The 12,318-nt window shown below is 28.7% G+C and carries 15 protein-coding genes; 1 reads left to right on the forward strand and 14 read right to left on the reverse strand.

The genetic code is table 11. The features are described 5' to 3' along the window. Positions 1-8 precede the first annotated feature (8 nt). Complete coding sequence (locus BO51_RS06080) at positions 9-1,652, reverse strand: uridine kinase family protein (protein ID WP_496484941.1); 1,644 nt, start codon at positions 1,650-1,652, stop codon at positions 9-11. Between the two features lies 1 nt (position 1,653). After that, positions 1,654-2,631 (reverse strand): RluA family pseudouridine synthase, encoded by a 978-nt coding sequence (locus BO51_RS06085; RefSeq protein ID WP_496484943.1) that lies wholly within the window; start codon positions 2,629-2,631, stop codon positions 1,654-1,656. 95 nt (positions 2,632-2,726) lie between these two features. Here BO51_RS06085 and BO51_RS06090 point away from each other — a divergent pair, with 95 nt between their 5' ends. Beyond that, a complete protein-coding gene (locus BO51_RS06090; RefSeq protein WP_496484945.1) occupies positions 2,727-3,203 on the forward strand; it encodes a hypothetical protein in 477 nt (158 codons plus the stop codon). Positions 3,204-3,208: 5 nt separating this feature from the next. Here the strand turns inward: BO51_RS06090 and BO51_RS06095 are convergent, their stop codons facing one another. The 12 genes from BO51_RS06095 to BO51_RS06150 all read right to left on the reverse strand — a co-directional run bounded on the left by BO51_RS06095 (position 3,209) and on the right by BO51_RS06150 (position 11,832). Next, positions 3,209-3,769, reverse strand: a complete 561-nt coding sequence (locus BO51_RS06095) for a DUF6648 family protein (protein ID WP_496484947.1) — start codon at positions 3,767-3,769, stop codon at positions 3,209-3,211. Between the two features lie 42 nt (positions 3,770-3,811). Continuing rightward, complete coding sequence (locus tag BO51_RS06100; RefSeq protein WP_496484949.1) at positions 3,812-4,234, reverse strand: hypothetical protein; 423 nt, start codon at positions 4,232-4,234, stop codon at positions 3,812-3,814. A gap of 19 nt (positions 4,235-4,253) precedes the next feature. Further along, entirely contained in the window at positions 4,254-5,216 is a 963-nt protein-coding gene (gene mnmL / locus BO51_RS06105) for a tRNA modification radical SAM protein MnmL/YtqA (RefSeq protein WP_496484951.1), read from the reverse strand. An 8-nt stretch (positions 5,217-5,224) separates the two neighbouring features. After that, complete coding sequence (locus BO51_RS06110; RefSeq protein ID WP_496484953.1) at positions 5,225-6,046, reverse strand: Cof-type HAD-IIB family hydrolase; 822 nt, start codon at positions 6,044-6,046, stop codon at positions 5,225-5,227. Positions 6,047-6,108: 62 nt separating this feature from the next. Next, on the reverse strand, positions 6,109-6,465 hold the full coding sequence (locus BO51_RS06115) for a DUF1292 domain-containing protein (RefSeq protein ID WP_496484955.1): 357 nt from the start codon (positions 6,463-6,465) through the stop codon (positions 6,109-6,111). Positions 6,466-6,536: 71 nt separating this feature from the next. Beyond that, positions 6,537-7,784: a DNA-methyltransferase gene (locus BO51_RS06120; protein ID WP_496484957.1), complete on the reverse strand. Its 1,248-nt coding sequence runs from the start codon at positions 7,782-7,784 to the stop codon at positions 6,537-6,539. A 22-nt stretch (positions 7,785-7,806) separates the two neighbouring features. Continuing rightward, positions 7,807-8,310 (reverse strand): GAF domain-containing protein, encoded by a 504-nt coding sequence (locus BO51_RS06125; RefSeq protein ID WP_496484959.1) that lies wholly within the window; start codon positions 8,308-8,310, stop codon positions 7,807-7,809. Between the two features lie 8 nt (positions 8,311-8,318). Beyond that, the gene (gene msrA / locus BO51_RS06130; RefSeq protein WP_496484961.1) at positions 8,319-8,795 is read right to left on the reverse strand and encodes a peptide-methionine (S)-S-oxide reductase MsrA; all 477 of its coding nucleotides are present in this window, start codon (positions 8,793-8,795) and stop codon (positions 8,319-8,321) included. A gap of 21 nt (positions 8,796-8,816) precedes the next feature. Next, positions 8,817-9,506 carry an LrgB family protein gene (locus BO51_RS06135; RefSeq protein ID WP_496484963.1) on the reverse strand — a complete coding sequence of 230 codons (690 nt, stop codon included), beginning with the start codon at positions 9,504-9,506 and terminating at the stop codon, positions 8,817-8,819. Further along, positions 9,503-9,865, reverse strand: coding sequence for a CidA/LrgA family protein (locus BO51_RS06140; protein WP_496484965.1), 363 nt, complete (start codon positions 9,863-9,865; stop codon positions 9,503-9,505). The genes BO51_RS06135 and BO51_RS06140 overlap by 4 nt, the downstream gene beginning before the upstream one ends. 60 nt (positions 9,866-9,925) lie before the next feature. Continuing rightward, on the reverse strand, positions 9,926-10,417 hold the full coding sequence (locus BO51_RS06145) for a ferritin-like domain-containing protein (RefSeq protein ID WP_496484967.1): 492 nt from the start codon (positions 10,415-10,417) through the stop codon (positions 9,926-9,928). A gap of 56 nt (positions 10,418-10,473) precedes the next feature. Continuing rightward, positions 10,474-11,832, reverse strand: coding sequence for a GTP pyrophosphokinase (locus BO51_RS06150; RefSeq protein WP_496484969.1), 1,359 nt, complete (start codon positions 11,830-11,832; stop codon positions 10,474-10,476). Positions 11,833-12,318: the final 486 nt, after the last annotated feature.

The following is a 12,318-nucleotide window of genomic DNA, read 5'->3' on the forward strand; positions in this document are numbered from 1 at the left end:
CCTCATAACTATTGCTCAAAGCCAATAAATTCCCTTAACAACGATTGGGGAGGTATTAAATTAGTTTGTGTTATTGGAGTGAAGTATTCAAGAAATTTGATTAACTTCTTAACTTCACTATAGAAAATACTTGAACTGTCTATTTTGCTCAGTAGGGGCATTACATAGTTTTTTAGAAGTGCTAGTTCATAAACTAATGCAGAATTAAACATAACATCAGCATTTTCTTGAAATGGAAAAATATATTTTTCTTCTCCTTCCCTTACGCCTTTCCACAAATTAAAAGTTCTAATAGGATCATTGCCTCTAAACTTAATATCTCTCACCATTCTTCTAATCAGCCTAGTGTCAGTTGTTGATATTCTATTATGGTTATCAATATTTAACTGTGTAAGAGCTGATATGTAAATTTTAAATTTGTTTTTATCTGGTATCTCATTTGCTACTTCTGGATTTAATGCATGGATGCCCTCAATTATGATAGGATATTCCATATCTACTTTTATGAATTCCCCGCTATGTTCACTTTTGCCCGTTAAAAAATTGAATCTAGGAAGTTCAATCGTTTCGCCTTCCAATAAGCATATCAGATCTCTGTTAAGCTTCTCTAAATTCAAAGCGCTTAGTGATTCAAAATCTGGAAGACCATCTTTTCCAATTGGTGTTTTGTCTCTATCTAGAAAATAGTCATCCATCGAAATTGCAACAGGCCTTTTCCCGTTAACTTTTAACTGCGTACATAACCTTTTAGCAAATGTAGTCTTACCAGATGAAGATGGACCGGAAATTAATATTATTGTAAGGTCTTGATCATTACATATGTTGTCAGCTATATGGGCAATTCGCTTTTCATGTAATGCTTCAGAAATTTGAATTATATCATTTACCTTTCCGTTTTTTATATGATCGTTTAAAGACCCTATATTTGATAATCCTAAAATTTCAAGCCAATCATTTGATTCTTCAAATATTTTTGCCAGCTTTCTTTGGTCTTGAAAATTAGTTATATTGAAGTTGTTTTTTATATTTGGAAATAATATAAGCACCCCTGGATAATAATACTTTAGCTTAAATTCTCTGACATATCCAGTAGAAGGAGCCAAATACCCATGAAAGAAATCAACATAATCTCCAATTGAATATAACTTTATTTTTGATTTTGGAACTGACTTAAACAATAGAACTTTATCTTCTTGATTTGTTGATTCAAATATCTTTATTGCTTCTTCTCTATCAAACTCTTCCCTTCTTATCTCAATATCTTGATCGATAATTTCTTTCATTTTTTCTTCTATCAATTGCATGTCTTTAAAATGGATTTTCCTTTTTCCACTTAATTCGAAATATAATCCTGGTCCCAAAAAATGATGTATTATTGCATCGTTCTCCGGAAACAACTTTTTACAGGCTAGGATAAAGCATGCAGAAATTGTTTTGGTATAAATCCTATAGCCATCTACATCTCTGATATCAATAAACTCTATAGTGTCATTTTGGTGTGGAAACTTAAATAAAGGAAATATTTCATTGTTGATACGTGCTCCTAAATATTTTTTATGGTTTTCTTTGAATATCATCTTGCTTATGTCAAGTAATCTAGCATCATCTTTAACCTCTAATTCACCATATCCAACAACATTAATTTTTAACATATTAAACACCTCTTGAAAATAAGTCTTTTTCAATTGCTAGAAATATATCAGATTCTGTTGTTTCAAACTCTCTATTGTTTAAATATGAAAGTTTCCCTTCCAACCCACTGAAAACAATTTTATAAGCATGCAATAGTTGATATTTTAAACCATATCTCTTTTCAAAATAATTATTGATTTCATGCATTCCATACTTTTTATCTCCTATTATTGGATGTCCTATTTGTGAAAGTTGGGCTCTTATTTGGTGTGTCCTCCCAGTTATTAGTTCTACTTCTAGCAATGTATATTTATCATTGTTTTGCATTACTTTAAAACCCGTCTCAATATTCTTTGATTTATCTATTGGATTGTTGTATACAATAGATTTGTTTTTTACTTCATTTTTAACTAGAAAACTTGATTTGACAAAATCATTATCAATTCTACCAAAAACTATGGTTTTGTAATATTTTTTAATTTTATTATTCTTAATAGCCATGTTTACTGCTTTTAAAGTATCATAATTCTTTACACCAATTATTATACCAGAGGTGTTTCTATCTAGTCTATTGCAGATGCTAGGAGTAAATGTTTTTTCAAGTCTTGGAACATATTCTTTTTTCGAAATCAAATAAGCTATCATGTCATCTACAACATTGTCTTCTCGACTGTCAGTAGTACTATGGGAGAGTTTGCCGACTGGTTTGTTAATTAATATGATGTTTTCATCCTCATAACAAATATCCATATCAAAATTTTTGTACTCTGTATCTTTATTGGCTACCAACTTGTTTAATAAGTCATCAGATAAAAATAATTCAATTTTATCTCCGCAGTAAATAATAGTTTCAGGGTTAGCCTTCTTGCCATTTACTTTTATATTTTTCTTTCTAATCATCTTGTAAATAAAACTCAATGATGCTTCAGAAAGATACTTCTTTAAGAACCTATCAAGCCTTTGTTCATTTTCGTTTTTATCAATTAATATTTCCTTCAAACTTATATCACCTTTTCATTTATATTATGCTATAATTATACTATAAATTGTACATATTGCCAGATACTTAATTGTTACATATTAGGAGTGATATAGTGAAACCATTTGATAAGCTTAAAGATATTCTCTATGATTCAATAGACTATATAATTATGATAGGCATAGTTGCAGTTGTAATTCTAGTAATAGGATGGAGACTTGATATTTTATTCACTGATAGCGATGTAAGTGAATTGCCTACTAACGAAGTTAGTGAACTAATCGATAATGAGGAAGAACCAAAACCCGATGACAAAAATAATAGCCCATCTAATGAATTACCAGAAACTCCAAGCAATGTAGACCCCGAAGTGAGAGAAGTACAAGTCAATATACCTGATGGGAGTTTGCCAAGTGACATAGGAAAAATACTACAGGAAAACGGGCTTGTTGAGAATAGTAAAGATTTTGTCGCTAAAGCAGTAGAGCTAGGTTTAGATACTAAACTAAGATCTGGTAATTACTCTCTGAATAGTGGCCAATCAATTGAAGAAATTGTCCTTATAATTTCAAAACAGGCTAGCAATAACTAGCCTGTTTAATATTTTTCGTTAATATATCCATCTATAATTGATTTCCTTTTCTGATCAGAAAATACACCCTCTTTTTTTAGCACTTCTAAAAGCCATGTAGCTTTAGAATGAAAAATGGCTTCTTTGTAATCTAGCAATACTATTTCGTAAAGCTTATCACTCAATGATTTTGATTCACATTGAATGTAATATGCTTCTACTCTGTAAAAATTAATGAGGTTTAATATTTCTAGAGTAGTCTTATCCTTTAAGTGATAATAATTATTCGCTTTATTAAGATATGTGACATAATTTTTTATTTGCTTTTTATTGCCTTTTGATTCTTTAGAAAGCATTTTATAGTACTTAGCTAACACATTATAATATTGATAATTATAAATTCCTTTCTCAAAACTGTCTACTTTGAGAAATGGATTTAAATTCATGCTTTTTACAAAATGGTAATTATTTTCTAAAAATTCTCTTTTGCTTATATCTCCATTTTCATATTGCAAAATCAGTGATGATCTGTTTTCAAAAAAGATGTTAAATAAACTCTTCCTGGCACTATAATACAAAACTAACACCCAATCTAATATATTATTTAGTTAATACTCAATTACTAAAAATTATGCTTCTATTTCATAACAATATGATTTTAAATTCTCAGGAATCTTATCTAGTGTGTAATCAACATTGATATAGAACTCAACATTGAATTTCTCAGATATTTTCTCTAAAGCATCTATCAAAAATACTAAATCTTTAAGCTCTAGATTCATTAATTTGTAGATTCCATCTACGTAAATTTTTTCTAAATCATAATCCATTGACATAATTCCACACAAAAAGCCATAGAAGCTCTTAACATTCAAAATGTTAAATTCCATGGCATTAATTAATCTAACATTATAATTTAAACTAAAAATATGTTCGTCATCAACATCAACAAATACAATGTTTCCATTTCCTTCAAGCATATCCTTGTTAGCATTGTCAATTAACCATTTTGTTTTCCCAGAGCCTTGCTCCCCTAAGATGAATTTAACCATGTTAACCACCTTACCTTTCTTATTTGTCAAATTGTATATTTCTTAAAGCACTACCTCCAAGATAATCAAACTTAGCTCCCTGATAGGTTTGTGCTTTTATCATACTTTCAATTATTTCATCTCTTATTTTCCACCATGATTGATTCCAATTAACTAGCAGAGAGTCCTCCCTAGGTGCTCTACCAATAAGCCTCTGAATAACTATATTAGGGTTAAGATATTCCAAGAATAATACTACTCTATTAATATAATCTTCTTTAGACAATATATTAAACTTTCCATTGATATATTCTTCTGCCATTTTAGTTTTATCTACAATATATAAACTATGTAGTTTAATTTCATCAACACCTAAACTTGATAAAATCTTTGAAGTTTCAATAGTATCATCTATATCATCCCATGGCAAATCTAAAATTACATGTGCGCAAATTCGCAACTTATATGCTTTGATTCTAATACAAGCATCTATAAATTCAGCTAAGCTATGACCTCTATTTATTTTCTTCAAAGTCTTATAATTAGAAGTCTGAAGACCTAACTCTATTGTTATATCTATACCCATTTTTTCTTGTATATCACTTAAAAATTTTATTTGTTCATCGCTTACACAATCTGGTCTAGTTGATATTGAAATACCTACTATATCCTCTGTAATTGCTTGATTAATAACATCTTTAAACTCCTCAATACCCATATAAGTATTGCTATAATTTTGAAAATAAGCTATGAATTTTTCAGCTTTATATTTCTTCCTAATAAGTGCCATATTCTTTTCTAACTGTTCTTTAATAGTGTAACTATTTGGAAGATTCTCAAATGATCCACCTTTCTCATTGCAATAGGTACATCCTCCAGTGCTTACGTTGCCATCCCTATTTGGACAAGTCAGATCTAGATTGATTGGTAATTTATATACTTTGCATCCATATTTATTCTTTAAATATGCTGAATACTCTCTATATAGATTTGATTGCATCATATCTACCTTCACTTTAAATAAAAATCTAATACTTCTGATACTCCAGAATTGTTATTATCGAAATTTGTTACAATACTTGCGTTCATTTTACAAAGTTGAGTACCATTTCTCATGCTTACTCCTAAACCTACATTTTGTATCATTTCTATATCATTATTGTCATCACCAATAGCAATTATCTCTTCTGGTCTTATTCCTACCATATGAGCGTATTCTATCAATGTCTGGTATTTAGTTGACCTTTTTTCTTGAACCTCAAGCATTGCTCCACAAACTCTAAGGTTTTCTAATATATGATATGAAAATCTATCCCCATATGTTCTTATTAGTTGTCCATAGAAGTGATTTATCTTTATCTTGTCATCGATATAAACTAATGACAATGCTTTTTTTATCTTATTCATGTATTCCTTATTAATAAAAATATACCTATTTTCATAACTCATAATATATTCTTTGTTAGGATTATCAAAAGAAGTGATTAAATCTATTCCCTTTCTATAATAATTAACATGTATAGTAGGTTCCAAACCCATATCATAAGATAGTTTAAGCAAGTAATCTAAATCATCCTGTTTTATGTGTTTTAATATTGTATCATTATCATTTTTACTATAGCGCAATATTGCACCATTGTTTGAAATAATATTGATATCAAAGCCAAAATCCTTTACAATTTTTTTTGCTGAATAATAACTTCTACCAGTAACTATTATAATAATTAAGCCTTTATGATAAGCTCTCAGAATGGATTCGTAATCTTTTTTTGAAATTTCTTTTTTGTCATTTAACAAAGTGCCATCTAAGTCAATAGCTATTAGCTTGTACATCGTAACACCTCTATTTAAGCCAAAGTACTTTGCTTAAGCAAAGTACCTTGGTTTAAAACTAATTAATCTTCGAAATCTTCATCTTCAGAAAATAACGTGTAGAAAGCTTCTGCTACAACATCAAATTCTTCTTCATCTTCTATGAGTAATAGCTCAAATTCATCATTTTCTTCATCTTCTACATATTGGTACAATAAAACTGAATCTTCTTCATCGTCAGTCAATGGAAGTAACGCAATATATTCCTTATCTTCCACTTCAAATATGCCCATTACTGCACATTCTAATTCTGTGTCATCTTCAAGAGTAAGTGTAATTATTTCCATATCTTCTTCATGGTTGTGATCATGTTCATGATTATGATTATGATTATGATCATGTTCGTGGTTGTGATCATGCTCGTGTTTATTATCGTTCATTTCTATTCTCCTTTATTATTTACTTATTTACTATAATGATACATTATTTTTCTTCCCCATTCAAGTTAAATTTAACATAGTTTATGATAGTCAATATTTCCAAATAAATCCACAATTATAATGCATAGATTAGTTTGATCGTTTATAACAAAATTAATTGCATTTCCTTGTATTTGAGATCTTACAAAAGCATGAATGATTTGGTAACTATCATTATTATTTTCGCATATATACATTTGCTCAATATATGAAGATGGATTATTTTTTAGTTTAATACTGGAATTAGCATAATCGACTATATCCAAATTAACTATTTCCTTGTTAATGCTGTATTCAATCTTGAAATTTTGATTTAATTTCTTATCTATTTTTTCAATTAATAATGTAAAGCTTTTCTGAGCTAATCTTCTAGTTGTCGAAACTATGCTAATAGGATTTTGGTCACATCCTATCCATTTTCTATCAAGCTCACTAGCAGCAACTATTGATGTGCCGCTTCCTAAATAAAAATCAGCTACTATAGAATTAATATTTGTCGATGCTAATATTGCTTTTTTAACTAATTCTAATGGTTTTTGAGTTGAATAATTCACTCTTTCTTTACTAGTTCTACCGACCATATTTATATACCAGACATCTTTTGCATTAACCAGTGTATACCAACCCAAATCATCTTTATATTCAACAACATTACTGAATTTATATGGTTTAAAATCTCGATTGTATGATTTTTCTTTTTGTTGATTAAAAATGTATTTATTTGTTTTACTATAAAGATATATATTGTCATGCTTCCTTGAAAATCTTCTATTGCTTGCACCACCTGATTTATAAACCCATATAATTTCATTGATGAAATTTTTTTCATCAAATATTTCATCTAAGATAATTCTAATATAGTGGCTTACTCTGTTGTCGACATGGACATAGATGCTTCCAGTATCAGAGAGTAATTTTCTCATAAGCGATAACCGTAGAGTAATATCATAGATGTATTCTTCCAAACCATATGTGTATCTATCAGAAAAATCATTTCTCTTTAATACTATTTCCTCATTTCCAATATTTATCTTTATCTTTTGATCATAATTCATATTAGTAAAAAAAGGAGGATCAATATATATTAAATCAATTCTATTTGAATACCCTTTATTATATAAATCAACTAGACAATTTAAGTTGTCTGTAAGATATAAATAATTATTATCTTCTGCTTTACCAAACGAAATAGGTATATATTCTTTTTTTGGATCTATTAATAATTCAGAATCATATATAGCTCTTGTAATTATTTCGTACATTCTTTTCAATATAGTCATGATATCTCCGATCTACATTTTACTAATTTATAAATTCATTCCATTTAATATACTTATTCATAATCGAAACAAATTCTGTCAAATATTTTAAATGTATTTCATCGAATCTGTTAAAATAAGGGCTATCTATGTCTAATACTCCAAATACTTCATCGTTTTGAATAATTGGAATTACAATCTCTGATCTTGAATTTTCATCACATGCAATATGCCCTTCAAATTCATTAACATTGTCAACAATAATGGGTTCTTTTCTTTCGACAGAAGTTCCGCATACTCCTTTGCCTATCTTGATCCTATTGCATGCTGGAAGTCCTTGGAATGGTCCCAATACAAGTTCAGATCCCCTTAAAAAATAAAACCCACTCCAGTTTATATTGTTAATGCATAATTTTATTATCGCTGTAGAGTTAGAAATATTAGCTAAAACATCAGTTTCTGAAGATAACTGACCTTTTAATAACAAATTCATGTATTTTAATCTCTCAACTTCAGTCATTTTGTTAATTGAATCAATTTTAATCATCTCAGCACCTACCTGCTTAAATCTATGTGGCAATAGCCATTAGGATTCTTCTTTAAATATTTTTGGTGGTATTCCTCGGCTAAATAAAAACATCTTAAAGGACATACTTCTGTAACTATTTTTTCTGTGTAATTCTGTTGTATTCCATCCACATATTTAGCTATTATATCTTTATCCTTCTCATCGGCATAATATATACCTGTTCTGTATTGGTTGCCGATATCTCCACCTTGTCTATTCAACAATGTAGGATCTATTATATTGAAAAATTTATACAATAATTCTTCCAATGAAACAACCGATTCGTCATATTTCACATATACCGTTTCTGCATGTTTTGTTGTTCCAGTGCATACTTCTTGATAGGTTGGATTCTCCTTTATGCCATTCGCATATCCTACTTTAGTTTCTATAACTCCATCAATTCTAGAAAAATATTCTTCTACACCCCAAAAACATCCACCAGCAAAATATATCTCTTTCATTTAAATGCCCCTTTCTATAAATCATATTAATTTAAAAATAAATGGTACTATAGCTATAGTTATTATTCCAGACAATGTTATAGCAATAGATGACATCGCGCCTTCAACATCCCCTAATTCCATAGCTTTAGTAGTACCCATTACATGCGATGCAGTGCCTAGTGCAATACCTTTTGCGATTTTGTTGTTGATTCTAAATATATTTAATATATACTCTCCTATTACATATCCAAAAGTACCGCTTAAAATTACAAATGTGACTGTTAAAGAAGCATTTGTCCCCAACATATTTGCTATTTCTATAGCTATTGGGGTTGTTGTGTTCTTAGGTATTAACGCAGTCATTAATAATTTGTCAAAATTAAATAATTTACTCAATATAATAGTCGTAAAAACTCCAGTCATCACCCCTACTAATACTCCTGATATTATTATTAAATAATTTTTCTTAAATACATCCCATTGTTTATATAATGGAACCGCTAAAGAAATTGTAGCAGGTGCAAGAAAAAAAGTAATTATATTCCCACCTAAATTATAAGTTTCTAAATCTATATCGAATGTTTTCAACATAAATATTATAGCCGCTATAGATAATAATAAAGGATTTAATAGTGGCATTCTTAATCTCTTAGAGATAAATACCGATATAAAATAGATTATAATAGAAATTGTGAAGCCAAATAATGGGGTGTCAATAGCCCAGTTCATTTATTCTCCCTTTCTTTCTTAATATTAATCATAAATTGAATGGTTTTGCCAGTAGTTATCATGACTAATGTCAACGTCAAGCAAACTGTTATTAAAATGGGAATTAAATCATTTTTTAAGACATCTAATACATTTATTACGCCTACGCCTATGGGTAAAAACATAAAAGGCAAATATTCTAATAATACAGAAGAAATATCTTCAATATGAGATATTTTTAATATATTTAATTTTAACAATAAAAATAAAATTACCATTCCTATTATAGTAGGCGGTAAAATATTTATATAATTTACTGAAATTATATTTGCTAACCACAAAATTAATAATAGTATGCCTAGTTGTTTCAACTTTTTCATCCTTTTGATACCTCTCTATTTCCTCTCTAAAAGTAGAGGCAGGGTTACCCCTGCCAGTTATTAATACGGTGCAAATCCCTGATGTAGCCACCAATCTTTAGTGTACAAATCATATTGTTTAGTGAATTGTTCTAGATGAACATTTTCCCATTTTATTAATAAATCATATAGATCCTTGGCTTTTTCGTATATAGTTTTCTTTTTTGCTTGTTCATAAAATTCAATTGAATCCTTCTCCATTTGTATCCCTATGCTATATACTGAAATAGCTAGAGATAAAAAATCCTTATCAACTTTATCCCAAGTAAAGATACCTGGGGATTCTAATTTCTTTAAAGACGATAAGTCTATGTTATCATTATCAGCTTTTTCTATTTCTTTAAGCAAATCTTTTAAATAATTTATATGCTTCAGTTCTTCGTTTGCCAATTCAAGAAAAGAGTTTTTATTATTTTGGCCGTCAATCTCTTTTGCGGCTAATTTATAAAACTCATATCCTTCGACTTCATTCAATATTCCTTGTTTAATAATATCTATTTCTTCTTTATACATATTCACACCTCCATAAGCATGTTATATATACCCTACTCTATGCTCTTTAATAATATTTAATAACTATAAAAATAATTATCGTACTCAAATATTTCTAATTTTATATTATCTTTTCTAATTAACCATTCATCGTAATCATTTATAGGACCAAGCAAGTCCCTTATTTTTTGCAATAGTTTGTCATAAGTACAATTGTTGATGAAATCAATGCTTGGATTTTTACAGAAAACATCTGCAATTACATCTAAAAGCTCAGAAGTAATTTCTTCCTTCTCTCTTTCGTTAATTTTCATACCCTCCATTGCCGTATCAACTAAATTATTGTATGTGAGTTCTAAATATTTTATGAATTCTTCGAAGTCGTCACAATTAGATCCATTTTGAATATCAAATATTATCTTAAAAAATACAAACCACCTAAAGTCTTTGTTAATTATCTCCATTATTTTATTGCCGAATTTGTTTAAAAATTCATCTGAATACTGTATTTCTCTTTCAAAGTCCAAATAGGTATTAAAATTAATATCAGCATTTCCGATCTCATTTAATCTATTTAAAATCCTTAAAAATTCTTCTGTGTATCCACCCTTATCATCCTCTGCTTTCATAAACAAAAAATCCACGATAATATCTGTTGATTTTTTAAGCTCTATGATAACTCCAACTTCATTTCTTATATTTACTGAGTAGATATCGTGAATCATTTTTGACAATAAAGCTTTTAGCTGTGATTTTTTTGAAACTTCATCACTTGCGTTCATTATATCTAGATGGTTATATATTAACATTAACTGTCTATCTATCATTGACAGATTATCTTTGATTGAAGACATAATATCTCTGAAAAAGTCTTCAATTATCATATAATTATAATTCTTATAGAGAACTTTATGTTCTATGTCACTCCAGAAAATGTTAACCATAGATTTTATTTGTAATTCAAAATTTACCGAAATATCACTCTTTATATATTTCCCGTCAATTTTGTATATCTCAAATCCATTCTTTTGTATTTGTGGCTGTTTTTCACCCAATTTCAAGTAAATGCTTTCATTCAATGAATTGGTAAAATATCCATCTTCTTTTTCTATGTTAAATAAAGTAATTATATCTTGGTATATTTTTTTTTCATCTTCGAGAAACCTACATTCAATTCTAAATCCTATCAAATCAGACAAATTATCAACTAATTTTTCTGGTGTATCATATTTCATATAAAAATTGTGTCTCAAAATTTTTTCTTTTAAACTTTCACTAGATTTTATTCTATAATTCACGTTCAAAAAATGATCCTTTATAAATAAGCTATTATTGAAGAAGTTTTCTAGTTCTTCTGCAACTTTATTTAACTTATCAGCATCCTTTTCAATCAAGGCTAAGGTTTGATCAATAAAATCAAATAGCTCCAACTTCATAATTATCCTCCTCGTATAATATGTTTAGAATCACTTTTTACTAAGTGTTCTAAGCATATTTTTATATCTAAAATGCAATTTTTAATTGAGATATCCTGATGTTATAATAAAACAAAGAATAGTTAGCGAAGGATAATTCTTGTCCTCCTTGCAAAGCCAAATGGTTATTGCCTCTATAGCATGCTTCCTGACTTAGCTATCATAATCTTCCAACTCAGATGCTGCATCTCCTTGACTAGACCAACAGCAAGGTAATTTTCAAAGATGAATGCTAATAGTGCGAGGTTGAAGTTAGTAGCTAAGATCGGGATATCTCTTTTACTAATTGTTCTCCCTACTACTTATGAAAGGTGGTGATAATATGAAGAACAATATTTTATCAACTTTATTTATTGGTATTGATGTAAGTTCTAAGACTAACGTCTTGTGTGCTCTTGATTTCCAAGGTAATAAACTTCTCAACCTAAAGGCTTCTAATAACAATCC

The organism is Soehngenia saccharolytica DSM 12858 (genome assembly GCF_059568515.1).